At 51.0% G+C, this 26,036-nt stretch carries 14 protein-coding genes; 8 read left to right on the top strand and 6 right to left on the bottom strand.

The genetic code is table 11. The features are described 5' to 3' along the window. Positions 1 to 184 precede the first annotated feature (184 nt). Complete coding sequence (locus H5P27_RS18740) at positions 185 to 586, bottom strand: hypothetical protein (protein WP_185661953.1); 402 nt, start codon at positions 584 to 586, stop codon at positions 185 to 187. 378 nt (positions 587 to 964) lie between these two features. Here H5P27_RS18740 and H5P27_RS18735 point away from each other — a divergent pair, with 378 nt between their 5' ends. After that, positions 965 to 3,043: a hypothetical protein gene (locus tag H5P27_RS18735; protein ID WP_185661952.1), complete on the top strand. Its 2,079-nt coding sequence runs from the start codon at positions 965 to 967 to the stop codon at positions 3,041 to 3,043. Positions 3,044 to 3,133: 90 nt separating this feature from the next. On the opposite strand, the gene H5P27_RS18730 is transcribed toward H5P27_RS18735, so the two are convergent. Together H5P27_RS18730 and H5P27_RS18725 are read right to left on the bottom strand one after the other, a co-directional pair. After that, positions 3,134 to 4,717, bottom strand: a complete 1,584-nt coding sequence (locus H5P27_RS18730; RefSeq protein WP_185661951.1) for a S41 family peptidase — start codon at positions 4,715 to 4,717, stop codon at positions 3,134 to 3,136. Positions 4,718 to 4,863: 146 nt separating this feature from the next. Then, entirely contained in the window at positions 4,864 to 7,296 is a 2,433-nt protein-coding gene (locus H5P27_RS18725; protein ID WP_185661950.1) for a glycoside hydrolase family 88 protein, read from the bottom strand. A gap of 278 nt (positions 7,297 to 7,574) precedes the next feature. On the opposite strand from H5P27_RS18725, the gene H5P27_RS18720 reads away from it, so the two are divergent. The 5 genes from H5P27_RS18720 (at position 7,575) to H5P27_RS18700 (ending at position 18,254) form a co-directional block, all read left to right on the top strand. Continuing rightward, on the top strand, positions 7,575 to 8,210 hold the full coding sequence (locus H5P27_RS18720; RefSeq protein WP_185661949.1) for an alpha-ketoglutarate-dependent dioxygenase AlkB family protein: 636 nt from the start codon (positions 7,575 to 7,577) through the stop codon (positions 8,208 to 8,210). A 265-nt stretch (positions 8,211 to 8,475) separates the two neighbouring features. Beyond that, on the top strand, positions 8,476 to 12,129 hold the full coding sequence (locus H5P27_RS18715) for a proline dehydrogenase family protein (protein ID WP_185661948.1): 3,654 nt from the start codon (positions 8,476 to 8,478) through the stop codon (positions 12,127 to 12,129). 628 nt (positions 12,130 to 12,757) lie between these two features. Then, the gene (locus H5P27_RS18710; protein WP_185661947.1) at positions 12,758 to 15,391 is read left to right on the top strand and encodes a TonB-dependent receptor; all 2,634 of its coding nucleotides are present in this window, start codon (positions 12,758 to 12,760) and stop codon (positions 15,389 to 15,391) included. Between the two features lie 119 nt (positions 15,392 to 15,510). After that, positions 15,511 to 15,732 carry a CPXCG motif-containing cysteine-rich protein gene (locus H5P27_RS18705; RefSeq protein ID WP_221774790.1) on the top strand — a complete coding sequence of 74 codons (222 nt, stop codon included), beginning with the start codon at positions 15,511 to 15,513 and terminating at the stop codon, positions 15,730 to 15,732. A 536-nt stretch (positions 15,733 to 16,268) separates the two neighbouring features. Further along, complete coding sequence (locus H5P27_RS18700; protein WP_185661946.1) at positions 16,269 to 18,254, top strand: alpha/beta hydrolase family protein; 1,986 nt, start codon at positions 16,269 to 16,271, stop codon at positions 18,252 to 18,254. A gap of 424 nt (positions 18,255 to 18,678) precedes the next feature. Here the strand turns inward: H5P27_RS18700 and H5P27_RS18695 are convergent, their stop codons facing one another. The 3 genes from H5P27_RS18695 to H5P27_RS18685 all read right to left on the bottom strand — a co-directional run bounded on the left by H5P27_RS18695 (position 18,679) and on the right by H5P27_RS18685 (position 23,120). Continuing rightward, positions 18,679 to 19,533, bottom strand: coding sequence for a helix-turn-helix domain-containing protein (locus H5P27_RS18695; RefSeq protein ID WP_185661945.1), 855 nt, complete (start codon positions 19,531 to 19,533; stop codon positions 18,679 to 18,681). Between the two features lie 179 nt (positions 19,534 to 19,712). Further along, positions 19,713 to 21,929: a TonB-dependent siderophore receptor gene (locus H5P27_RS18690; protein WP_185661944.1), complete on the bottom strand. Its 2,217-nt coding sequence runs from the start codon at positions 21,927 to 21,929 to the stop codon at positions 19,713 to 19,715. 327 nt (positions 21,930 to 22,256) lie between these two features. Beyond that, the gene (locus H5P27_RS18685; protein ID WP_185661943.1) at positions 22,257 to 23,120 is read right to left on the bottom strand and encodes a helix-turn-helix domain-containing protein; all 864 of its coding nucleotides are present in this window, start codon (positions 23,118 to 23,120) and stop codon (positions 22,257 to 22,259) included. 476 nt (positions 23,121 to 23,596) lie between these two features. Here H5P27_RS18685 and H5P27_RS20160 point away from each other — a divergent pair, with 476 nt between their 5' ends. Together H5P27_RS20160 and H5P27_RS18675 are read left to right on the top strand one after the other, a co-directional pair. Continuing rightward, a complete protein-coding gene (locus H5P27_RS20160; RefSeq protein ID WP_185661942.1) occupies positions 23,597 to 25,021 on the top strand; it encodes an L-fucose/L-arabinose isomerase family protein in 1,425 nt (474 codons plus the stop codon). Between the two features lie 156 nt (positions 25,022 to 25,177). Beyond that, a complete protein-coding gene (locus tag H5P27_RS18675) occupies positions 25,178 to 26,020 on the top strand; it encodes a transketolase (protein WP_185661941.1) in 843 nt (280 codons plus the stop codon). The last annotated feature ends 16 nt before the right edge of the window (positions 26,021 to 26,036 follow it).

Here is a 26,036-nt window from a genome sequence, read left to right as displayed (position 1 = left end):
AGTTTAGCCGAAGTTGAAGGAAGAGCCCTCGCGGGTCGATGCCTCTTTGAAAAATACATTGGAAGCCTTGGGCTTTTTTGTGAAGGACGACTGGTCTCCCACATAGCACGAAAAAGCCGCCCGACAAAACAGTCGGACGGCTTCCTTTTAGCTGGTCTCAGCTCTGTTTGTAGTTTGAACAGCCCTACATGCGAATGGCCTCAGCGGTCACCATTTTGCGCTCAGTGGTGAAAATAAGCCCGAGCTCGTCCTCGCCCCACGAAAAGTCAGGAACTTGAGCGGAGGAGTACTCTTTTAGAACAAGAGCGTGGGCCCCGAGATTGGCTGCTTGCTTTTGCAATTCTTGGAGGGCGTTACGGGCAGCGTGCTCCGGCTTTCTCAGGTAGCCTTTAGGAGCGGAGGCCTCAACAAGCCCGACGGTTTCGTAGGTCTCTGGATACTGAGTCAGTACTTTGACCTCACTTGCGTTTGTCGCCGCATAGTGATGAGTGCCGGTTGAAATAGCGCTGCCGGTCGCACAGGAAATGCAAAGCACCGAGGTAGCGATAGCCAACGGTAGGAATAGTAGAATGTTCTTCGTTTTCATGAGTATGGAAGGATTGAATAACCGGATCTTGATTGCTCCGTTATCCCTACAGTTTATCCCGTTTGCTCCTTTGACGCCATGTCATAGAAACCTCAAAATCGGACATTGATTCCGACTTCCCGCCTTGTTGCTTCAAGAAAACCACTTTCAGATACTTGATTTAGTTCATATGAAATATGATTACTGAAACGCCTTTTGAATTGGGATCGTCAGTTTCGGGGAACGGGTGGGTGACCTGATCTCTATTCAAATCTACAAGCGTCTCGATATCAGTTTGTAAGGCTGTTGAATATCTATTCCGTAGGATCTCCTGTTGACTTTTTCTCTCAAGATGTCGTGGTAGGGGAACCCTGAAATAAATAATTTCATAAAGATTTCATGAAATATAAAACCCTATTTAGCCTCCTGTTGGGAGGAGCGTTCGCAGGTTGCGCGTCCGTGGCCGACGAATCGGAATTACTGAAAGATCGCTACCCGTTGGCGAAATCAGCTTTTAGCCTGATCGAGGAGTCTCCCCTGATTGAGCAAGCCTTGCTTGATTCGGAGTACTTGCATCGGATCGGGGATCAGCCAGCGGTGGAGCGAGCTTTGCGATCCCGTCTGGCGAGCTCCGAATTCCGAGCCTTTGGCGATACCCGTTCGGTTCGTGTGGAGATCTTGCAAGGTACGGTTCTTGATAGCTCCAGCATCGTTTTGGAGTACCAGACAGATTGGAAGGAATTCACGTCCCAACCATCTGGCGGTCCGCAGCAAAAGGATCCTGTGATGCTAGGGAACGGTCGCGACTCGATGTGGCACCGTAGTTTCTATGGCGGTACCGACGACCCGCAGGCCTTGAAGGAATTCGAGGATCTTCTACAGGCCCGTCGCGAAGCCCCTTCGAACAAGCGGCATCTGAAGGATCCGGATTTTGTGAAACTGGCAGAGAAGCACCTGCCTTCCGTCCCATTGAAGCAGGTTCGTTCGGACGTAAAATCGCGTATCGAAAAACTGGTTGAGGCTTTCGCTCCTTATGGAGCTCATGTGTTAGATACGCCGGAGCTGGGTAACTTCGGTGCCAAGATCACGGATGGGCTTTACCTCTACATCCGCGATTTTCCGAAGGATGCGCCAACCCGCTATGATCACGATCCTTTCTTCTGGCTCATCGTATCCGGTGGACCGCGACAAGTTCCAGCTGACTTCATTCCCGCATTCCCCGGAGCAGAAGGCTTTGGAGCGCTGGCAACCGGAGGCCGCGGCGGTAAGGTCATTTATGTGACCAATACGAACTCCGACGGCCCGGGCAGCTTGAAAGAAGCCCTTGAAACGCAAGGGCCGCGCACGGTGCTCTTCAAGGTCAGCGGCCAAATCGATTTGCCCGACGACACATGGATCACGCAAGGGGATCTCACTTTGATCGGATACAACGCCCCCGGAGATGGAGTAGAGGTGAATGGCCGGCTTTGCATGGCCGCAAGTAACATTGTCATGCGCGGTATGCGCTTCCGCCTGCGTCCTCCCATGGTGAAGGATGGCATGAGCACGCGTGGTCGATTGGAGAACATCGTCTTCGACCACTGTAGCTTCGCCTACGCTAGCGATGAGCTGTTGCGTATGATCGGTGGGGATTCCTCCTTCTACGGATTTAGTATTCAGTATTGTCTACTCGGCCCTGGGCTCGCAGGACTCGGCGACCATCCTTATGGGCCAGAGGTAGGGGGCTACGGCACCTTTCACCACAATCTATTCTACAATACTCTAAGCCGGTCTCCGGAGATCGATTGCGTATTGATCGATTGGAGACATAATATCATGGCCAACATGAGAAGCGGCCACTCGCTAAGGCCACACAGCCGATTTAACATGGTTGGCAATTACATTATCGATATTCCCGGTAATCCTAACGAGTACAGTTTCAAATCCAACGACACTGCCTACTTGGCGGACAACTTGGTGGAGCGAGGCAAGAAGGTTCGTCCTTTTGCGTCTGACTATAATAGCAGTTTCATGAAGGAGCCGCATACCGTAATGCCGGTCACTGAAACGGATCCTAAGGAGTTGGTGGATCTGCTCGTTCCAATTGCCGGGGCCTATATTCCTGCACGGGATAGCACCGACGCTCATTTTATCGAGAAGTTTAAGGCGCGTGAAAACAAGCTGCCACACTTGAAGGGCGGTAAGTGGAAGCCTTATGGCAATGAAAATGACAACATGGAGCTTTATGAGATGTGGGAGGATGCGAACTTCCCGCCACCAGCGGAAGGAGCCGAGCTAGTGGATCAGGACTCCGACAACGACGGGATGCCTGACGCTTGGGAGGAAGCCAATTCTCTACGTTCCATGTATGGTAGGGATGGGGCTCAAGACGCTGACCACGATGGCTACACGAATTTGGAAGAGTACCTAAATGGTACCGATCCTAATGAGTTCGTGGACTATACGAATCCTGCTAACAACGTTCATACTTTGCACTAGAATTTGGGTTATCGACATCTATGGAAAAGGGATGCCTGTGCGGGCATCCCTTTTTTGTATTACTCTATTTCTTGTATCCAAAATTAGGGCTCAGTTTTGCATCAGACGGTAGAAGTGCGGTGAATCAGTTGCCTGTAGTGAGAGTGGCAGCACAGTTGGTCCCTCGTATCTCCAGCTGGTTTCGGTTTCCCAAGATTGTAGGTCTCGAGAGTGCAGCAGGGTTAAGGTGCTTCCCGGTTCAGCCTCTTCAACGGAGAGGGTGAATGGATTTGCGGAAATGGCGGTGAGTAGGGGACCGATGGCTAGGTTTTCCTCCACGAGCTCGGCGATCGACTTGGCCAGCTCGTAGTGAGACCCTTGGATGCCCTCTGAGTAGAGATCGATTTCGTAGTGAGGGGGAATGCCCTGTACTTCCCAGACTCGCCCTTCGAAGTCGCTGTAGACCTCGTTGGAAATCGTCAGCCCCCAGCCATTTGGCAAGGGCTTGGAGAGAATATTCGAAAGGGCACCGTAGGTCCGCATCCCGTAGTGGCGGGTTTGTGGTAATGCCCTCAGCGAAAGGGTCAGATCTTCTCCGGCGCTTATGGTGATGTCGCTGGTCAACAAGTAGAGCGGCCCGTGGTAGGAGATCCGGTCGCTTGGCTCGATTACATAGTCCAGGGCCGGCACTTCTGGAGCAGAGGGCAAGGTTTTGCGATGGGAAAGGACGGGCTCTGCCGCGAATCGGCGGGCGATCCTTTGCGAGATCCATTCGTAGCCTCCGAGGTTCAGGCTGAGGTCTATTATTAAGGCTTTGGAATCGGACAAGTCGGTTAAGGCTCGGTCCAAGGCCCGATCAAGCCCGGCGATCTCGTCTGGAATTTCGCCGCTTAGGCTAAATCCCGCCATAGAGCCGATGTGGAGGTATCCGATTTCTCCGAAGCTCGTCCAATAGAAGGGAGTGGTTTCTATGGTAGATCCCTTTTGCTCCATGGTGGCTTCAAGATTTGAATACCGACTAATTATCCAGTCTAGGAATAGCTCGTCGTCAGTCTTTGAGGAGTTCGGATATTGTTGCTGAATCAGTGGGGTGAGGTGCCTAGGAAACATAGCGAGACGATGCACGAGCTGATCATTCAAAATGGCGTACAGTCCAGTGTGCGGATCGCCAAGTTCCAGTAGGAGATTATTCATCGCTTGATAGAGCTGTTGATCGCTGGAGTTGGAACGGAGGGTGGCTCTCGTGGCGGCCGAACGCGATTCCCAGTCCATGCCGTGTTCTTCGAAAAAGGCGAAATGAGCTTGCATGTAGGCGTCGAAGAAATCGAAGGTTTGCAGGGCGTTGGTGGAAGAGGTGGGACCGCAATTATTTGCGGACGAAATTCGTGAGAATTGCCACCGATTTCCGAAGGCAGTGGGGGCAGCGAAAAAGGTATTCTGGTCCACTATGTCGAAATAGGCGTACTGGGCTCGCAGGCTTTGCTGGGTCGAATCAGGCATCTCGATGCAGCCCATATCGGTTTGATGAAACTCTCGTAGTTGGCCTGACGATACGCTGAGAATGGTGCCGTAGCCCTTGGCTTCCCAAGTGCCTTCGATTTGCGACAGCAGGGAGTTGGATACAGGAAGCATCTCTCCACGGAGAGAAATGAGCGCTAAGGATAGAGCGATGAATATAAGCGGCAGCGTTTTCATGGAGATTGGAAATCTCGCATAGTTTAGCCGATCTCATAATGGACTGCCATGTCATAGAAACCTCGAAAACTGCCATCTGGATAGGACAAAAAAGTGGATGCCGGTGTAGGCATCCACTGGGGAAATTCTATTTGTTTGGACTCGTATTATTCGGCGAGGAGTTCGCTAACTTGGATGCCTGCCATTATGAAGGGGGCGGTGCCATGCGGACCGTTGTCTACGATCTGCTCGGTCATGTAGTAGCGGAAACTGCCGTCTCTACCGTAACCGAGCCCAGCTACCTTGCACACGTCCTTCAGACTGATCGCACCGTCGGCGTGGAAGGTGATGAACTCATCGATTAAGCCTTGGTAGCCTTTCAGGGCGGCCTCTTTGTAGTCTTCGGACAGATACCCTTTGTTCATGGCCTTGGAGAGGAAGTAAACGAACATAGAGCTGGCTGATGACTCCGTGTAGTTTCCTGCCGCGTCCGGCTTGTCCATGACTTGGTACCAAACCCCTGTTTCTGGGTCTTGAGAGGCGACAAGCGAGTCGGCCACTTCTGCGATCATGTCGATCATTGACTTGCGAAGCTTCTTCTCTGATTCCGGCACGAAATCGAGTATGTCGACCATGGCCATGGTGTACCATCCGTAGCCTCTTGCCCAGAATTCGGGTGAGAGTCCAGTGCTCTTATTCGCCCATTCCTGTTCGCGAGACTCGTCCCAGCCATGGTAGTAGAGACCCGTCTTTGAATCTCGCATGTGCTTGCGGGCGATTTCGAATTCATGAACTGCTTCCTTGGTGGATTTCCCTTTTTCGAATAGTTCGCTGTAGTGGGCGAGGAAGGGCATGCCCATGTAGACTCCGTCGAGCCATACTTGGTTGGGATAGATTTGCTTGTGCCAAAAGGCTCCTTCTGAGGTGCGGGGGTGATCTACGAGCTGAGTTCGGAGTTGATCGACCGCCTTTTGCAGCTTGGGCTCCTCGGAGCGTTCCCAAAGTCGAAGCAAGTACTTGCCCGCGTTTATGTTGTCGATGTTGTACGACTCTTGATTGTAGCCGATCATGGTACCATCTTCGAGTATGTGTGATTCCACTACGTGTTGAGCGTAGGACGCAAGGTCCGCTCGATCGGCTGCGCTTGCGATGTCGTCTATTGCTTGCATGAGAAGGCCGGTTGTGTAGCCCAGTCTTCCGCTTGGCATTTGCGGGTTAGAAAGGTCGGCGGCCAGGGTGTTTCCAAGGCGGGCTTTCTCTGATTCCGCCATCAGCACGCTATAGGAAAGGGCAGTCTCGGCGGAAATCGGCGAGGCTTTGTTGGCTTGGTCCAGGGAGGTAACCACCTCTTGTCGAATTGGCAGGTCGAGCTGCTCGAGGCGGTTCTCGAGGTAGGCAACGAAGTCCTCCTTGGTTTTAATTCCGTCAGGTTCCGATTCCCAAACGGAGCCAAAGTAGTAAGACTGCTGGTCGCTATTCTTCAGGACGACGATGTGGTTGTGCTCGTCTTCGGTGATTTTTTCCATGCGGCCCTTGGTGAAGATTAGCACCATACCCAGCTGGTCTTTATTGAGGCTTTGCTCGCCCCAAGTGGCGATATACGAAAGGGCTCCGAATGAAGAAACGTTTAGGTCGCCTTGGATAAATTCAGTGCCCTCGTGTTTGACCAAGCCGATGGCTGTTTTTCCGATCGGTTCTGAGGCTTGCAAGTCTACCTTCACCAGCCGGCTGCCCGCTTGCATGGATAGGGTCGCGTCCAGATCGAACTTTCGATCATCCACTTCCCAGCCTTTGTATTTGATTTTGAAGGACGAAAAGATGGATCCGTTCTGCAGAATACTGGCGTCCCAGCCATCGACATCGGAAACGCGAATCGCCTTTTCTCCATCCCAAAAGCCGTAGCTGCCCATTCCTAAAGAAGGGCCAACCTTCAAGGTATCCATGCCCCATTCTTCGAGTTCGTGATAAGAGTCAAATCCATCGAGGCCGACTTTGTGCAAAGCGATCTCATGGCGAGCTTTGCTAAAGATATCGAAGCCATTTCGCCAGTCGAGATAGACGCGGTATCCGACGAGGTCTGATTCGATCCCTGGGCCTTCGTAACGAATGTAGAAAGAGTGGTCGGTGTGCGATGCTGGGGGTGTGAGGCTCTGGACGTTTGCCCATTCGCCACCTTCGTAGACGCGTCCGTTCCACTGGCCACCTACCTTGTGCGAGATTTCCGCCTGGGTCCGTTTGGGAAAGGCGGTGGCGCGAGCAGCGACTGGATCGACGAGAATTTCAAGCGGTTTGCTCTGGGCTGCCTCGAAGTCGAGCAAGGCGAGGAATCGGTCGGGCATGCCATCTCCGTCGTCGTCCACCGTCTGGCTCGGCACGTCGACGCCATTAGACTTGGCGATCAGGAAGTCGGCTCGTTGGTCGAATTCGCGTAGGCCGAGATCGTAGAGGTCGAATGATACGACTTGGTCGGGGCGTTCGAAATCGCTAGGGTTTGAAAGGGTGGCTGAGGCGATCGATTCTTTGCTTTCCAAGGCTCCATAAGCGAAGCAAGGAAGCAGAAGGCTTAAGCCCAGTAAGGTCTTACACGTGTGTGATTTCATGCTTTGGGTTCTGAGTGGGTAGAAGGGTTAGGGGTGATCCGATCTTGGCTAAGCAAGGGGCGATAGGTGTTGGAGATCGGGATTCCGACAGTTGAAAGAACAAGGTGCTTAGTTTCAATCGTCAAAATTCGAATTTTGCTCCCTGAGTCGCTTTACCGTTAACAAGCGGATCGACTCGGTCTGGTATCGAGCGTTAAGCGTTCGGGCGAAGTATTGGGGTTCGACGCAATTTGACTTAGCCTACAGTACTCTGAAATCATCCTCGCCAAATTCTAGCTATGGATACGCAGTTCCAGTTGAGTTTAGAGTCCGAGTCTTCGAAGCCCGTCTTGCCAATCTCCATCTTACCTGCGGATGGAGAGGCTCTTTATCATGGCTGTATCTTTTCTAACGATGTGTCGGAAAAATGGCTGAGCTACCTTTTGAATGAAATTCCATGGAAGCGGGATGTGGTGGTGATGTATGGCAAGACAATTGAGACGTCTCGAAAGGTCGCATGGTTTGGCGATCGCGCTTTCGACTATCGATATTCTGGCCGAGTTCGGACAGCCCTTGTCTGGACGGATCGCCTGCGTGAATTAAAGCGGATTGTTGAAGAAAACACGGGGGAGTCGTTTAATTCCTGTTTGCTGAATCTGTACGCAGATGGGGATCAAGGCATGTCTTGGCACAGCGATGACGAAAAGGAGCTGGAAGAGAGCTCGGCAATTGCATCGCTTAGCTTTGGCGCAGAGCGACGTTTTGATTTTCGACGTAAGAGCGATAAGCTGAAGGTATCCGTTCAGCTGGGACATGGCAGCCTCTTGGTTATGAAGGGAGAGACGCAAAAGTATTGGCAGCACCAGATACCCAAAACAAAAAAGGTTCATTCCGCTCGCGTGAATTTAACTTTCCGAAAAATGCGGGAAGTATAGCTCGCTTTTAAGTCGGACTTCTGGCCTTTGCGGAAGCAATGGTTGAGTTCGGCGCGAACTTGGCTAGCATTTATGATGTGATTGTCGCGCAACCAATCTGTTCGCTCACTGGTCCTCTTTATGGAAGAGTGGCGCCGAACAATTTTTTATTTCGTTGCGTGTCCACTTTGCGAAGCATCCGATCAAGGAGGCGGGAGTTGGCTGGCGCGCCAGTTTCCGTCGAGTTGGGGAAAGGTCCCAGCCTGCGAATAGCGTCAAAAGGAATATGCCAACAGAAGATACATTAGTAGAAAGAAGCATCGCTTTGACCGAGAAATGGCAGCGGGCAAGCAATAAGATAAAGTCGAAGCGACAGATCGAGTTCGACGAAAAGGTAGCCAAGATGGTTAGGAACCCGGTCAATAAGGTATTCCTGACTGAACTGATCGATCAGAGCTTTCGCCCCTCTGAAGCAAAACGGGCGGCCGATCAATTAGCGTATTTGCTGAATAAATACGAAAAAGTGGATCTGTTCGACTCATTCGAGTCGCTGTTGATCGAGCTTTTTCATAAGGCCGGAAGGCATGTTCCTAGAGTTTCGGTGCCTGCGGTAGTCAGCCGTATTCGGCAAGAAACGTCGGATGTGATCCTAGATGGCGAGACGGAGGCCTTGATCAAACACATCAAGCGACGCCAGAAGGAAAAGGTTGGCGTTAATGTAAACGTCATCGGCGAGGCTTTGCTCGGGGAAGAGGAGGCTAGCAAAAGGATGGAAACCTACGAGCAGACTCTCGCCATTCCTCAGGTCAATTACATCTCCATTAAGATTTCAACGATCTATTCCCAGCTCTCTTCTTTGGCGTTTGACGATACTGTGGATACTTTGGTCGAGCGACTGACCCGTCTGTTTCGCAGTGCCAAGACCAACTCCTACACCGATGAGTCCGGAGAGCGGCGGGCCAAGTTCATAAATCTGGATATGGAGGAATACCGGGATCTGGCTCTTACGGTGGTCGCCTTCAAGCGTACTTTGGATCGCGAGGAGTTCAAGGACTTTCAGGCGGGGATCGTATTGCAGGCTTACTTGCCTGATTCGCCTGCCTGGCAGAAGGACCTGACGGAGTGGGCTCAAGAGCGTGTTCAAAAGGGTGGCGCCCCCATCAAGCTACGACTCGTGAAGGGGGCGAACATGGATATGGAGCAGACGGAGGCTTCCAGCAAAGGCTGGCCCCAAGCCCCGTATCATGAAAAATTGGATACCGATGCCAATTACAAGCGTATGCTCCATTATGCGATGACGCCGGAGCGTTCATCTTGCGTTCGCCTAGGCATCGCGTCCCACAACCTTTTTGAGCTAGCCCATGCCTATCTGCTGGCGACGGATAAGGGTGTTTTGGAGCATGTTGTTTTCGAAATGCTTGAGGGAATGGCGGATGCGACCGCACGAATTATTCACGAAGCCGGTATGCCTATCCTGCTTTACGCACCCGTGGCGGAGAAAAAGCACTTCACGCATGCGATCGCCTACTATGTGAGGAGACTGGATGAGAATACTAGTCCCCAGAATTTTCTTACGCACAGCTTTAAACTAGAGCCGGGTGACAAGGATTGGAATTTTTTGGCGGAACAGTTTAGATCCGCTTACCGCCGAATGGGTAAGGTGCGTTCGGGGCCCTATCGTTTGCAGGACCGAAACGATGAAAGTCAGCGGAGTATCAAGTCTACTTTGGATATTGATCGCTTCGTGGCAGAGTCGGATACGGATTGGACCCTCGCTCCCAATCGCGAGTGGGCTCGCTCCATAGTCGAAAAGTGGCGTGGTTTGCCGGGTGGCGAGGTCAAAGAGATTCCCGTATCAGTGGGGGACCGATACGTCTTTGACGATTTGGATACAAAAGAGGTTATCGACCTATCCCAGTATGAGCAGAAAATACCGATTGCTCGGTATGCGCTGGCCAGCGAGGCATTGATCGATGAAGCACTAGAGGTGGCGGCGGAAGACCGAAGTGGTTGGGCAGCCATGACGCATGAGGAAAGGCATCGCATCCTAAGCTCCGCGGCACAGGAGATTCGCCTCGCTCGCGGAGACTTGATTGGTGTAGCCGCTGCAGAAGTGGGGAAATTGTTTACTGAAACGGATACGGAAGTTTCGGAGACGGTAGACTTCGCCGAGTTTTATCCGATGGCGATGGGACGGTTTGTGGAGCGTCCCAATTTGGAATTCACAGGCAAGGGAGTCGGTGTCGTGGTGCCTCCTTGGAACTTTCCGATTGCGATCCCCGCAGGTGGGGTGCTCGCTTCACTCGCTGCTGGCAATAACACGATTTTGAAGCCCTCGCCTCAGTCGACCTGCTGTGGGTGGGTTATCTGCGAGGCCCTCTGGAAAGCCGGAGTGCCGCGGGAGGCTCTGCAGTTTTTACCCTGCCGAAACGATCCAGAGGCCACTCGACTTGTGACCAGCGATAAGACAAGCTTTGTCATCTTCACCGGAAGCACGAAGACGGCGCTTTCCATCCTGAACGGTCGACCTCGTCTTCCGATTTACGCAGAGACCGGCGGCAAGAACGCCATGGTCGTATCAGGATTGTCTGACAGAGATAAAGCAATAGCGGATATCGCTCAGTCAGCCTTTGGCAATACCGGGCAAAAGTGTTCTGCGACTTCGCTCGTTATGTTGCATCGATCCCTCTACGAGGATCCCTCTTTTAAGGCAGCCATGATCGATGCGGCCAAAAGCTTGCCAGTGGGCTACGCGTGGGATTTTCGAAGCAAGCTCGGTCCTTTGGCAAACCCTGTTGGTGGTCCGCTTGAGCATGCCATCAATCACTTGGAAAACGGGGAAGAATGGGCCCTGCAGCCGCAGGTTTCGCCTACTAACCCCCATCTTCTAACTCCTGGGATTTTATGGAATGTGTCCCAAAAGTCTTACTGCTACCGCAACGAACTATTCGGTCCTGTGGTGGGGGTTATGCCATACGATGACTTGAATGAGGCCATACGCCTGGTCAACGAAACGGACTATGGTTTGACCGCGGGGCTCCACTCGCTCGACGAACGGGAAATCAAGAAATGGCAGGAGTCGATCCGAGCCGGAAACTTGTATATCAATCGAGGCACTACGGGGGCGATCGTACTGCGTCAGCCATTTGGTGGGATGGCGAAATCGGCCATCGGAGCCGGCATAAAGGTGGGAGGTTGGAATTATCCTCTCGAGTTTGCGAATGTGCGGGAGGTTGGGCTGCCTAAGCGAAGGACTGCTAACGATCCGCTGCTGTCTAAATTCGAGTTTCTGATGGAGTCTTATCCTGAAGAGATCGACGAACAGGTTCAAAAGCGTTTGCAAGCGGCCTTCGAGAGTTCGCTTTACGAATACGATCGGGTGTTCAGCAAGATCGAAGACTATTTCAAAGTGAGAGGGGAAGCGAACCAGAGTCGCTATCTGAAGATGCATGATATCCTTGTGCGTATTGAAGAGTCCGACTCCACCTTTAGTGTGTTTTCCAGACTCTTCAACGCGATATTATCCGAGACGGCCTTGTGTATTAGCTTGTCAGATACGATCTCAGAAGAGTTGAAGGATTGGTATGGGCAACATACTCCAGAGCTTAAGGCATCGCTCGTTGTGGAGGAGCAATCCGCACTTTGTGGAAGAGTCGCCTCTGTGGACAGAATGCGATTTGCATCACCCTCTTCGGTAAGTGACGAGCTCTACGAAGCTGCCGCTAAGAAGGGTGTTTACATCGCGGCGGATCCTCCCCTAGTGGATGGACGCTTGGAGCTGATTCTCTACTTCAGAGAGCAAAGCGTTAGCCACGCCTATCATCGATACGGAAACCTAGGGCAACATCAGCTGAATCCCCACGCGGAGGACGTTCTCTCTCCCGGTTCTTTGCCCGAAGAAGTGTATCGAAGGAGCGAGAGCGAAGAGGAAGATAGTTGAGTTTTTGTCGTTTGCTCGACCAGAGATGAGGACGATCGGAAGGGCCCGATCGTCTTTTTTTTCTGTCTTGGCCATTTCGATTTAGGCTTAAATATTAGAATCGCGGCGATTTTTGTCTCAGGGCGAGTAGATGCAAAAGCGTGCTTGTAGTAGATTGTCATCTACAACCTAGGTTATTCTCACCCCCCCAATAAAGACTTAGGTTTTGTCGATTCTATCCTCCGAATTTCGGATCCAGATAGAATTTTTGGATACAGAATATGATTTCAATCCTAGAACCCCCGCGATTGTTAAGCTGATACCCCCCGCCCGTCGCTTGAGCCTTTGGTTAACACCGATTACTTCGCGTCGTTCGCCCTTTGTGCAAGTGCGGGAGTAGCTACGGGGTGGTTCGAGAACAGCTTGGCTTAGGCTTTCTCATCAACGGTTTTATCTTATTATTGCGAGAGTAAACTTTGGGTTGGATCGCACGCAGATGGATTTGCTCGGTTTCAAAGTGTTTCGAACCAGCAGCCGAAAAAACAGAACAAACTAGATCGAAAAAATGACCCCAGATTATACTACCCCCCGGAAACACTCTGCCCCCAGTAAGTTGTTTCGAAAAAACATCCTTAGCCTAGCCTCAGTTATGCTCTTAGCCTCGCTTTCTGGGCAAGATGAGCAGTTCGAAGACACGGAGGTTTTCGAGCTGGAAGGAGTGACAGTCGGTATCACCGCATCCATGTTGAAGGCTCAGCAAATAAAGAAAGAGAGCGGACAAGTCATGGACTCCATCGTGGCCGATGACATCAATAAGCTTCCTGATCTCAGCGTTACGGAAGCCTTGCAACGTATCTCAGGGATCCAGGTATCCAGAGATTTGGGAGAAGGAGCGAACGTCTCGTTGAGAGGGTTGACCGATGTGACCTCGACTGTGAACGGTCAGGAGGTCTTCAGTCCGCAGATTGTTACCGGTGAAAGCCGAGTAATGAACCTGCAAACCATACCGTCAGACATGATCCGAGAAATCAACGTGCTGAAGAGCCCAACAGCTGATATGATCGAAGGAGGAATAGCGGGGACGATAGATATTAGGCTCCGTCGCCCGCTCGATTTTGATGGCGATACGCATGGCAGTTTCCAATTGAGAAATGGATACAGCGAATTGGCTGGAGAGTCCAAGATACAGTACTCAGGGATGTTGACAGATACTTGGGATATTGGAGAGGAGGGGCGCTTCGGGGCCTTGTTTAGCTACTCGCTACAGGATCGTATTTCTCGGCAGGATATGAACCAGACGAGTGCTCCTAAAGGCTATAATGTGGGGACTGCTGACGAGGTGGTCGCTTCAGGAGGATCCTATGAGCCCTTGTTTATCATCGATCGGTCTCGTGAAGGGATTTTGACTAATTTTGAATATGCCCCGAACGATCGTTTGTCGTTTTTCCTAGAATACAACGAATCGAGTCAGACTAGTAAGCAAGAGACGCATGGAGTGCAGTTCGAGACCCCTGCGGCTACCGCCACGGATATCGTGACTTCTGGCAATATGATCACCTACACACGGAATGGAGAAACGGTGACAGTGCCGCATGCAGACGCATTGACTGTGACGGACGGAGATGTGATCTCCTTTGCCGCCTACCGTTATTGGCTGGAGGACACCTCGCAACTGAGCGCGGGAGGTACTTGGTCTGGCGATAATCTTACCATTGAAGCGGAGATTGCCAAAACGGACACCTACAGTGATTTCTTCTATAATGGTATCCACCCCAAGACGGATGCGGCTCACGAGTTTCGTTTCGATTCGAGAACCAAGGTTCCGCAAACGTATCCGATCGAATCCGATTTACTGTCCACTCGTAGTAACTTCACTCAATACCTCTACTCTTGGACCGCTTGGCGCGAACATCATGGGGACGCTTTGACCGCATCGCTCGATTTTACGCAAAGCTTAGGGCATGAGTTCTTTGACAGCTTGAAGTACGGAGCTCGATTCAATGATCGGAAGTCAGGCCAGGATGAGTATGGAGGGTTATACAACTTCGGTTGGCCCTCTGCCGATGAGATCGTGCCTCCTGGTGAGAATCCAAACATGCTGGTCGAAAACGATTTTTCGGACTTTTTCGATGGAGCAGTTGGGAAAACTAATAATTACCTGTATCCGAATCTAGCTATCTTGAGAGCGCCTGATGTGGACACCTCTTGGTATCAGCTCGCAACTGAGCTTGGCTCATCAAGCCCGGATACTACCGAGACGCCGCAAGACCGAGTTTGGGAAATCGAAGAAGAGTCTACGGCTGGCTACTTCATGGCGAACTTCAGTGGAGGCGATTCCGGACCATTTCGTTTCGATGGGAATGCAGGGGTTAGAATCGTGGAGACGAAAGTAACGTCAAATGGATACAAACGTAGCAGTGGAGGGGATTGGCAGACTTTCACCGAAACGGGCAGCTACACGGACGTTTTGCCCAGCTTGAATGGCAGGTTTCATTTGCCGGGGCGGGATTTCTATCTGCGCGTTTCGCTCTCGAAGCAATTGTCTCGTCACAGCTTGAGTAGTCTGAACTCGCGCATGACATTGACCCCGGTCGAAGGACAAGATGGGTACGATTGGACCGGTTCAGCCGGTAATCCGAATCTGGAGCCACTTCGCACGGAGGCGATCGATATCTCGCTGGAGAAATACTTCAACGAAAGTACGAATGTGTATGTGTCATTCTATGACAAAAGTATCGATGGGTATAAGCAGAACAGCTCGACGATCGAAGTCATAGATGGAGAAAACGTGCTGGTTACACGCCCTTACAACGTGGATGACGCGAAGGTCAGCGGCTTTGAAATTGGCTATCAGCAGTTTTTCACTTTTTTGCCGGAGCCATTTAGAGGCTTTGGTATTAACGCCAACGGGACCTATGTGGACGCAACTGATCCGTCTGGAGAGCCCCTGCAAAATCTGTCGGAGACGAGCTACAATGTTATCCTAATGTATGAGAAGAATAAGTTCTCTACTCGTATTGCTTACAACTGGAGAGATTCTTTCACCCGTTCGACCACCAACGGCGGTGCTTTGGGCAGCAGTGTGCCGCTCGTGGACGACGCGTTTGGTTGGATGGATGCCACCGTTGGCTACGATCTTACCGATTCAGTACGAGTGCAATTGGATGTGGCGAACGTCTTGCAGGCGCATCGAGAGGATTTCTACGATGGGAACCCGCTTTTCGATCACGAGGATGTGCTCGAGGACCGTATGTGGTATTTGAGTCTTAACTACAAATTGTAGGAGATAGGGTAGAGCTCCCGGTCGATTTGTTGGCGATCGGGAGCTTTTTTGTGTTCGGTATCGTTTATCTGGCGGATTCGAACCGGCAATATGGTTGCTCGACTGGAAAATTCCCGCAAATGGCGCAGAGTTTCCTATTGGGAATCATGAATTTAGAGCTGAACGAGAATGTGCCTTGCCCCTATTGCGGGGAGACCGTGGGAATCGTAGTCGATTGTACGCTCGGCTCTCAGAATTTCGTAGAAGACTGCCAGGTCTGTTGTCGTCCCATCGAGTACACCATTTTGATCGATGAGGAGGGTGAACTGATTGATTTAAGGGCAAGCCGGGAGGACGAATAGTCTTTGAATCCTGGCCGGGTGGGGACCTCCGAAAATAAAATTATCGGTGCAACTGGAAGTATCACGCTACTGCTATTGAGAAACAGGTTATCCCTAAGTTGTAGAAAACCATATGGTTACAGAATTTCATTCGATATCATAGGAATAACCTATGATAGGTGAAGGATCTAAGTATTTCACAAAGGCTTAGAAATATCGTATATTCCTTCCATCAGCCAACTGGAAGGTAAGAGCTGATACGAAGCCAAGCTTCGTTACAGAATTTTTGGGGTATAATACATACAGATAGCACAAAGGGTGTAGGGGTACGCCCGCTATCAGAAGGGCCCGCACCGAGCTTAGCTTGGGCGGGCTTTTTCGTGCCCGGGTTTCGCGAAGTCGTCCATTTGCCCTCGGTTTGTTAGGGATTCTTTTTTCGGGATGATGAGAGGCTTATAAGGTTAAGTTTTATTACCTAGTTGTTGACCCTCTCTGCTGTTCTGTTCGTGTAGTTCTGAAAGGTTAAGCCCCAACTATCGGTTACCTCTAGACAGGCTATGAAAATCTTACCCCTATTACTGAGTCTTCTTTTTCTTCCCTCGGTTATGGCTGCCTTGGCTTCGACTGAAGAAGCGGCCCTGAGATATGGCGCTCTGCCTGATGTCTCTTTGATGACTCTCTCGCCAAGTGGCGATAAAATCGCTTTTCGAAAACTTTCGAGTGAGCTCGACCTGGTCATGGTCGTTTCGACTCGTGACGGCAAGCTTCTCAACACCTTGGAATTGGGAGATGTGAAACCATGGCGTTTGCGCTTCATCGGAGAGGATCAACTTTCCCTGGTCGCCTCCCAGTATCAGAAGATATTTGGTTCGAACCTTGGCTACGAGTTGAGTACCGCGTTTGTTTTCGACCTGTCTCGCAATAAACTCCAGCAACTCCTCACTCCTGGAGACGGCATTTTTGCGAATCAGAGTGGGTTGGGCGAGATACTTGGAACGTCGTTGGATTCTAAATACGTCTATATGTCTGCATATTTAGAAGAGGATGAATTTTCTATGGGAGCCTCTTACAATTCAGACCTAGTCGATCCAGATTATGCCTTGCTCAAGGTCGATGTCGAAAATCCGGTTCGCCCAAAGCCTGCTTTTCACGGATCCAGTATGACGAGGAAGTTCCTTTATTACGCACGTACTGGCGCAGCGGTGGAGGAGACCTTTGACCGTAAAGCAGAGGAACATTCGTTTTGGTTGCACGAGGAGGGAAGCCGCAAACGACTTGTTCGATTTAAGGTATCGAGTCCCTCGCATCAAATGTTGGGATTTTCTCCAGATGAACCCGCTTTGCTACTGGTCTCGGAGACTATCAAGGGATATCGCTACCAATGGTTAGATTTGAGCGATGGAAGTTTACGGGACGCCTCGAGGTTTGGTTCTGAAAAAGAGTTCGATGAAGTTATTCGCGGGGCCGACAATATCGTACAAGGCGTAGTGTACAGAGGGTTTAAGCCGAGCTATTCATTTTTGGATGAAGAAATAGATAGCAGAGTTGCTCGTATTGTAGATTCCTTTCCGAAGCAGTCCGTCTGGCTCAAGGGATGGAGCAGCGATTGGGAGTCTCTTTTGTTTTTTGTGGAAGGTAATGGGATGCCGGGCGATTATTTGTTGATTCGATCCGGTGAAGCTCCTCGACTTATAGCGGGAGCTCGGAGTGGCATCGACTCCCAGGATGTGAATCCGGTAGTTGAATACGTCTACGAGGCGAGAGATGGGGTAAGCATTCCTACTTTGCTTACTTTTCCTCGGTCTAAATCCGGTAATCCCAAAAATCTTCCAACCGTCATTTTACCACATGGCGGTCCTCAGGCGATGGATACGCTTGGTTTTGATTGGCTTGCCCAAGCGATCGCGAGTCGCGGTTACCTCGTGGTGCAGCCTCAGTTTAGGGGCTCTATCGGTTTTGGTAGTTTGCATCGCCTGATTGGGAAAGGGCAATGGGGTAGAAGCATGCAGGACGATTTGAGCGATGCGGTTGAGGTGTTGACCGAGAAGGGACTCGTAGACGAGGGGCGGGTTGCGATCGTTGGGGCTAGCTACGGAGGTTACGCGGCTTTGGCGGGGGCCGCCTTTACGCCAGACCTTTACCGCTGTGCGGTTTCCATCAACGGAGTCTCTGACTTGCCTCGGATTATTGACGACGCCCGATTTTTGAGCGCTGGCGCTCGCGATGGTTGGCGGATCGACAATTGGCAAAACTCTATGATTGGCGACAAGGGGGACAAAAAGGATTTAGAACGAGTCTCTCCTGTTCGTTTTGCGGACAAGGTCGAAATACCGGTACTTTTGATTCATGGCAAAGATGACACTGTAGTTCCCTTCGACCAAGCTAAGGCCATGAACAAGGCTCTTAAGCGGGAGGGAAAGACGGTGGAACTCGTTAAGCTGAGCAAGGAAGACCATCATTTGACGCGAACTGAGACTCGGGTTGAAACCCTCAAGGCGATGATTCGTTTTTTGGACGAAAATATGGCCTCCGGTGATAGTTGAGTGCGTGCTAATCATTCGGCTTGTCGAGGTCGTAAGCCTGATTTTCTGAATTTTCCGCCGAATTTTGAAAATCCATAGAGGCGATTTTAGACGGAACTGACTTGTAAGTTACAGATTTAGATGAGGTTAAAACTTTCCATCCAAAACTATAGGAATAACCTATGATAGGTGAAGGATCTAAGTATTTCACAAAGGCTTAGAAATATCGTATATTCCTCCCATCGGCCAACCGGAAGGTAAGAGCTGATACGAAGCCAAGCTTCGTTACAGAATTTTTGGGGTATAATACATACAGATAGCACAAAGGGTGTAGGGGTACGCCCGCTATCAGAAGGGCCCGCACCGAGCATAGCTTGGGCGGGCTTTTTCGTGCCCTGATTTCCGCGAGTGGAGCTCCGGTGGTTCGACCGTTTTGGAGTGTTCTCTATCGTTGGCGGGTGCGGTATTCCCTCGGTGAACAGCCGCACGATCGGCGGAAGGCCTCGTTGAAGCGAGAGAGGGAGTTAAAGCCGGAGGCCATTGCGATATCTAAGATCTTATCGTTGGTCGTGACCAGCAAGCGTTGGGCGTGGGAAACGCGGTGGTGGGTGATGTAATCTATGAGCGTTGTGCCAAAAGTCTTTTTAAAGAGATTCATGGCGTAGTTCGGATGTAAATCGACGGATTCGCCGATGGATTCCGCGGTCAGTGGCTCCAGATAGCGCTGGGCTACGAGGCAGGCCATTTGTTCCACCTTGTTTAGGCTGCCGTCGTGCAGGTGTCCGCTTCGATTGCGTGAAGACATGTGCTCCGCGTTTTCGGCGGCAGTTCTTTTGGCCATGCGACGCAGACGAGCCTGTAGCTCCAGGAGAACGATATCTTGATTGTCCTCATTCCTCTCGGAAAGGTCGGTGGTCCATTGTTCGAACAAGGCTTTTTCCTGCAAGGCGTCAGCCTCGAGGGTTTCCTTGATCATGAGTCCTTGCAGGAGCGGTTGTACGAAAGAGTCGGGCAGCTTAAACTGCAAAAACCAGGCAAAGGGGATTGTGACCACGAGGTAGCGGGTGTCTTCCTCGGTCTCTATGACTTGATGGGGGATGGAAGCCCAAAAGGCGGCTAACTGGCCGGAACGGATGCGAACTTTAGACCCGCCAAGTAAGTAAGTGACCGATCCATGAATAAGAAGGTTGAGTTCGACCTCATTGTGGTGGTCGGGCCGCTTCATGGGCGTAGGTCGCCAATCTACGCAGGTCAAGCCGTACGGTTTGAAGTCGGGTCTGTCAGGGTCGAAGGAGTCCAAAGTGGGAGTTGCTCGGGGAGGCGTCTGGTATCTGCTAAATCGATACTGAAGTCAGTGAGTTCGATTTGGCTGGCAAGGCAAGCATAGGAGGCTTCCCTGATTATGAAAAAAGCCCACTCCCTTGGTTTCAACCCCTAGGAAGCGGACTTTGATCAAATCGAACTGTCAGCGAATTAGGCTCAGAAACGAATTTCAGTGGAAACAGCGATTTCCCTTGGGGGCGAGAAGCCGCCATTCATCATCCAACGATCGTCTGTCAGATTGCTTCCGCTCAGTTCGATGCTCATATCTCTCTCGTTCACGGTGAATGAATAGCGTACGAAGGCGTTGACTTGGAAGTTGCCATCCTCGTTCGCGAGGGGCTGAGTGACGGGATTGTCGACGTAGACTGGGCCCCAATTTTTAACGAATCCTCCACCAAAGCTCAGGCCCTCGAATCTGCCATCATTGACTTTATAGCGGCCAAAAAAGGTGAGTGATTCAGGGGGGACTTGCACGAGGGGAGCGTTGTCAGCCTCTGGGTTCGGGTCACCTGGGAGGATTCGGGCATCCGTTTTCGCGAAAGATGTGATCATTTGAAAGGAGGGGTTCGGCTGGTATTGCACGCTTGCTTCGTAGCCCTTGCTTTCGGAGCCGGGGGTGAAGGTGACGGTGTCGTCTACCAACCCTGCTGCGTAGTCCACGATCAGCCTTGGGTCGTTAATCGCCAAGTTGGTTTTTTCTATATTAAAGTAGGTGAAGCTTCCTGTTAGCTTTGATTCCAACATGTCGAATTTGAAACCTGCGTCCCAAGCCTTCGACTCTGATAGGGGGCGCGGTTCTTTGTATCGCACGGTTCGGCCGTTGCTTTCAGCTGTCTCGGACCAAATGACATAGGGAGAGAAGTTGGGTGTGAGTTCGTATATCACCCCGATCTGAGGCAATGTTCGTTCTATTTGCAGTTCGCGGTACTGCTGACGTCTTATTCCTCCCAATATGTTCAGTTTGTCGTCGATCGCAGAAATGTTCTGAGTCAGAAACAGGTCGGAACGCCCCCAATCGTAAGTGCTGCCGGTCGTGAACCAAAGCTCCCAATCCTCTGGGTTGGTGTCTGGCCGATAGTATCGTTCGGATAGGGGATCGCTGACCCGTACGGTGTACGGTGATTCCAGGGTGTAATCGATTTGACCGATTAGCGATACATCTGGAGCGTAGTATCCGTTGTTTGGGTATGTGGACGGGCTACGGTTCGCTGAGATACCTACCAAGGTGTTGCTCTTAAAGTGTTCGGTCTGAAACTGAGCTAGGAGATTCGCTTCCAAGTACTGGTTGTGAGACTCTACATTCTCGTAGATAGGCATCACGCTAAGCAGGATGTTGTCCGCATCAGGTACTTGTACGTCTTCGTATCCAATGTTACGTACAGCTTTGAAGTTTGTAAAAGAGGTTACTTGTTCGACGTGTCCGTAGTCGTCCGACCCTATGGCCAAAAATCGGAAATGATCGTTAATCTTGTGTTCGATCCTAAGTTCGGAGCGGCGACGGGTCCATTCGGCGTCGGCCCAGGGGGTTATGCCCGGGTTCCAATCGTATCCCACAGTGCCGCCCAATTCGTCGTTGTAAGGGGCGAGGACAAGGGATTCGAAGTTTTCATCCTTATTTAGGTAGTAGAAGCGAATACGTTCGAACGCGCCTTTGCGCTTTCGGTAGGAAAACTCATAGTCGACAGTGGTATTGGGAGTCGCTTGCCAGCGTAAAGTGGGGGTCAAGACCAGATCATTTATGGATTGGTATTGGATCCAAGTGCTTCCATCCGCCTGCGATCCAGTGAGCCGAAACATGAGCTTGTTTGAATCAAGTAGTGGCCGGTTGATGTCGAATTCTCCTCGGAACCCGTAGTTCGAGCTGTAACGCGCTTTCAGCTTTGTATTTGCAACCGAATGAGGACGCTTGGTTACATAGTTTACTACGCCACCTGGAGCCACGAATCCGTATAGGATGGCGCTTGGACCCTTCGCTACCTCGACTCTTTCGATATTGGAAGTGTCGGTCCAAGAGGTGAATCTTACTCCGTTTCGGAGAACAGTACCTTCGTAGCCTCGAAAGACAAAGGTTTCCTGGTCCTGCCAAGTTCTGCCGGTATTCGCTACTCCGGCTTGGGTGAACGCGACTGCGTCGGTTACTCTATCCACATTGATGTCGTCAAGTAGTTCTTGGTTCACTACTCCAACTGTCAGGGGCGATTTCATCAATGGAGTGGCTATTTTTGTTCCGGTGACGATGTCCTTGGTACGGTATCCTTCACTAGCATCAGGTGAGACGCTGAAGGGGCTCAGCTCGAATATTTGTTCGCTTTGCTGGCCATAGCCAAGACTGGCCAAAGCGAAGATTAGAGGCACAAGTAGGTTTCGATTCATTTCTGTTTTGGGGCTGCGTTATTTTTTGGATATTTGTATCCGCTGCACCGGACGCAGGTTCTCGTTTCCGTAAGGTCTGAGGTGGGGGCCTGCTACTGGCGGGTGGATTCCGATCTGCTTTAACCATGCGTGAACCAAATTGGATATTCCGCATAGTCTTTGAAAAGTCCCTTGATGTCTAAACGAAGGGGGGTGTAAATTGGGGTAATCTTGATTTGGAAATGTATCCAAATATCTATTATGAGAAGCTCTATACTATGATAGGGTCGGTCTTTCTTCTACGCGTGTATCGAAAAATATTAACGGTTTTGTAAGGAAATCGTATACCTAGTAGGATCGCTCTTTTCTGTAGTTTCGGGGTGAGGTGCCAGAAAGGGAACGGAATGCCTCATTGAAGCGACTAATTGATAAGAACCCGGATGCGTGGGCGATATCCGGAACTTTTAGATCGGTTGTTAAAAGCAAGCGTTGGGCGTGTGTTATCCGATTGAATGTAATGTAATCTACAATACTCATTCCGAAGAACCGCTTGAAAAGGCTCATGGCGTAGTTTGGGTGAAGGTTTGTCGCTTTGCCGATTTGGTTTGCAGTTATCGGATTTAGATAATTCTGCGCGATGTAGCAGGCCATCTGCTCGACGTGGTCGAGGTGTCTTAAGCGGGCCTTATGGAAATGAGCGTTTTTCGGACGCGGCTCGTGGGGTAAGGTATCCGCGATGCGTTTCGCCATTCGCATAAGTCGTGCCTGTACTTCTATCAGTACTATTTCGCGCCCCTCTTCGGTTCCTTCCTCCAAGTCTTCTTGCCAAGTTGAGAAACGGCTGCATTCTTCGGTTATGCGTTGTGCGATGGGCTCTTTGAGGAAAAAACCTCTTTGGATCGCTTCCGTAAATGCGGTGGGGAGCTTAAATTGCAGAAACCACGAGTAGGGAATAGTGGCCACGAAGTAATTTGTATCATCTTCGCACTCGATCGTTTGATGAGGAATGGAGGCCCAGAAAACAGCGAGCTCTCCGCTTCGCGTGGTGATTTGGGTCGTGCCGAAATCATAGGTTAGGCTTCCTTTCGCCACCATGTTCAGTTCGATTTCGTTATGGTGGTTGGGACGCTCCATCGGAGCAGGAGTCCACTCCACGCAGGTCAGGCCGTATGGAGTGAAGTCAGGTCGATTTGGATCAAATGAATTGACCATCCGAGGTGACCGGCAAGCTGTCTTGGTTTCTGTCAAGGCTGAGCGGGGTTCGTGTCTAGCTGTGGTGTGCCCGCAGGTAGGTTTAAGTGTCCACTGAATTGGGGGGGGCGGACACAGATCCGTTAAAGCTGGGGCATTCTGTTTTTTTGGGGGGGGCTTTTTGAAGCAGAAGGATAGTACCGCGATTACCTTTGGATCGCTACCCATTTCGGGAGGAAAAACAACGGAATCCTAAGGGTGTTTTGTTGGGGGATCTAACAATGGTTCAATCCCACGGTATCGGAGTATTAGGCTTAAAATAGAGGACCTTAGGATACAGGTGTTATGCCTCCGCCGAGAGGAGGAAACGAAAATAAAGTTAGGATATATTGCGGTAAACCTGAGCCGGATAACTTGATCCGGACCTTCTTAGATTAACCCCTTGCTCTTTGGCTTACCCCCAAGTCTCGAGCCTTTCCTATACGATATTCTACACTGTGAAATCTCCCTCTCAAACGTTTGGCGTTATTTTTGGCAATCGCGACTTCTTCCCAGACAAACTGGTGACTGAGGCTCGCTCTGATATTATTAAGCTCTTCGAGGAGCTCGGTTTCGAAGCGGTCATGCTCTCTGAGGAAGAGACAAAACTTGGTGGCGTGGAAACGCATGCCGACGCTCGTAAGTGTGCTGAGCTGTTCAAGTCTCGTCGCGAAGATATTGATGGTATCTTCGTTTGCCTACCGAATTTCGGTGACGAAAAAGGAGTGGCTGATACCTGCAAGCTTGCTGGCCTAAACGTGCCGATCTTGGTGCAAGGCTATCCTGACGATTTGGATCGTCTCGACGTTATTCGTCGCCGTGACGCGTTTTGCGGTAAAATCTCGGTTTGCAACAATCTCAGGCAAGCTGGTATCCCGTATTCACTTACACGCAAGCACGTCGTTCATCCGAGCGACGAATCGTTTAAGCAGGATTTGATGAAGTTTGCTTCTGTCTGCCGCGTCGTCGGTGGAATTCGTGGGTGCCGCATTGGAGCAGTGGGAGCTCGTCCTGGAGCCTTCAATACGGTCCGCTACAGCGAGAAAATTTTGGAACGCAATGGAATCAGCGTCACTACGGTGGATCTTTCCGAAATCCTTGGTGATGCGAAGAAGTTCGCTGCCGATGACGATAAGGTTTTGGCGAAAACCGCCGAGATTAAGGCTTATGCGAACGCCTCCATGGTCCCTGCTGAAAAGATGACGCAGATGGCTCGTCTTGGTGTCGTCTTGGACGAGTTCGTAGAGCAAAACGCTTTGGACGCGACCGCTGTGCAGTGCTGGACCTCCGTGCAGGCCAACCACGGCTGCAACGTCTGTACTAGCATGAGCATGATGAGTGAAGACTTGTCCCCAAGCGCTTGCGAAGTGGATGTAACTGGAGTCCTTACCATGTACGCGATGCAGTTGGCCTCCGGAACGCCTAGCGCCTTGGTTGATTGGAATAACAACTATGGCTCCGAGGACGACAAGTGCGTACTTTTCCACTGTGGTAATTGGGCGAAGTCCTTTTTGAAGGAACCTAAGATAGCGACCGCTCCCATCCTAGGCACAACCATTGGCGAAGAAAACACTTACGGCGCGCTCGACGGACGTTCTCCAGCTAGCTCGCTAACGTACGGGCGTATCACAACGGATGATACGAACGGAACTATCCGTGCCTACATCGGCGAAGGCAAGTTGACCGACGATACTCTGAAAACCTTTGGCAACCGCGCGGTAGCCGAAGTACCAAAACTGCAGAAGCTAATGCGTCACGTTTGTCGTGAAGGCTTCGAACACCACGTCGTGATGAACGCGTCGCATACTGCGGACATTTTGAAGGAGTCCTTTGAGGTCTATCTTGGTTGGGAAACTTACTTCCACGAAGAGCCCAGCGAGTAGGGCCAGTTCAGAATCAAATTTGTTAGAAAGACAAAGTATGAGTAAGACCTTCGAACGGGAAATTGGTAGAGCCCGTTCGGAAGTCCGCTCAGACAACAAAGATGCTCCCTAGATTCTCAAATAGTGCAGGGAGAAATCGCTTAATCCAATATTTCCATGAGCTACAGTGATGAACAATTAGAGCTGAAATCGATCCAGCTCCGCAAAAGCGCTCTGCGCTGGATCAAGCATGCAGGGGCCGGACATACCGGAGGTAGCCTGTCTTGTTTGGATATTCTAAATGTACTTTATAACCGGATACTCAACGTTAGGCCGGAAACCTTTTCCTCGCAGGATAGGGACCGCTACGTGCAGAGCAAAGGTCATGCGGTGGAAGCTTTGTTTGCCGTCCTAGCAGATGCGGGATTTTTTGAGGAAAAGGAATTGGAAACGCTTTGCTGTTACAAGTCGCACTACGTCGGACATCCGACCCGCAAGGTTCATGGAGTGGAGCAAAACACGGGTGGACTTGGGCATGGCTTGCCGATATGCGTGGGAGTCGCATTGGCAGGAAAGATGGATCAGAAAAACTATCGAGTCTTCACTTTGCTGGGCGATGGGGAGTTGGCCGAAGGGTCCAACTGGGAGGCGGCTATGGCGGCGTCCCACTATGGCTTGGACAATTTGACCGCCATCATCGACTGTAATACGCTACAGATTGCAGGCCGCACCAAAGACGTAATGAACAGTGAGCCGCTTGTCGAAAAGTGGGAAGCGTTCGGTTGGGCGGTAAGGAGAATCGATGGTCATTCCATTTCGGAGCTGACCGAAGCCCTCAAAGCTCCTTTGGAGCCAGGTAAGCCAAGTATGGTTATTGCCAATACGATAAAAGGTAAAGGTGTGGACTTTATGGAAGATGTCGGAAAATGGCACCATGGTGTGCCGAACGACGAGGAGTATGAGCGTGCCATGGCAGGCTTCGACGCGATGTTGGCAGAGAAGGAAGGAGCGTTGTCATGAGCGGAGCGGCACCCTC

Origin of the sequence: Pelagicoccus albus (genome assembly GCF_014230145.1) — a bacterium.
Lineage (GTDB): Bacteria > Verrucomicrobiota > Verrucomicrobiia > Opitutales > Opitutaceae > Pelagicoccus > Pelagicoccus albus.
The sequence above is the reverse complement of the archived record's forward strand: the minus strand, read 5'-3'. Positions and strand labels throughout refer to the sequence as shown.

What these genes read in the sequence shown, in the direction of transcription:
- H5P27_RS18700 (WP_185661946.1), top strand. Translation starts at nt 16,269, where the DNA reads ATGAAAATCTTACCCCTATTACTGAGTCTTCTTTTTCTTCCCTCGGTT.
- H5P27_RS18720 (WP_185661949.1), top strand. Translation starts at nt 7,575, where the DNA reads ATGGATACGCAGTTCCAGTTGAGTTTAGAGTCCGAGTCTTCGAAGCCC.
- H5P27_RS18730 (WP_185661951.1), bottom strand. Translation starts at nt 4,717, where the DNA reads ATGAAAACGCTGCCGCTTATATTCATCGCTCTATCCTTAGCGCTCATT.
- H5P27_RS18740 (WP_185661953.1), bottom strand. Translation starts at nt 586, where the DNA reads ATGAAAACGAAGAACATTCTACTATTCCTACCGTTGGCTATCGCTACC.
- H5P27_RS18710 (WP_185661947.1), top strand. Translation starts at nt 12,758, where the DNA reads ATGCTCTTAGCCTCGCTTTCTGGGCAAGATGAGCAGTTCGAAGACACG.
- H5P27_RS18685 (WP_185661943.1), bottom strand. Translation starts at nt 23,120, where the DNA reads ATGGTCAATTCATTTGATCCAAATCGACCTGACTTCACTCCATACGGC.
- H5P27_RS18705 (WP_221774790.1), top strand. Translation starts at nt 15,511, where the DNA reads ATGGCGCAGAGTTTCCTATTGGGAATCATGAATTTAGAGCTGAACGAG.
- H5P27_RS18725 (WP_185661950.1), bottom strand. Translation starts at nt 7,296, where the DNA reads ATGAAATCACACACGTGTAAGACCTTACTGGGCTTAAGCCTTCTGCTT.
- H5P27_RS18690 (WP_185661944.1), bottom strand. Translation starts at nt 21,929, where the DNA reads ATGAATCGAAACCTACTTGTGCCTCTAATCTTCGCTTTGGCCAGTCTT.
- H5P27_RS18675 (WP_185661941.1), top strand. Translation starts at nt 25,178, where the DNA reads ATGAGCTACAGTGATGAACAATTAGAGCTGAAATCGATCCAGCTCCGC.
- H5P27_RS18715 (WP_185661948.1), top strand. Translation starts at nt 8,476, where the DNA reads ATGCCAACAGAAGATACATTAGTAGAAAGAAGCATCGCTTTGACCGAG.
- H5P27_RS18735 (WP_185661952.1), top strand. Translation starts at nt 965, where the DNA reads ATGAAATATAAAACCCTATTTAGCCTCCTGTTGGGAGGAGCGTTCGCA.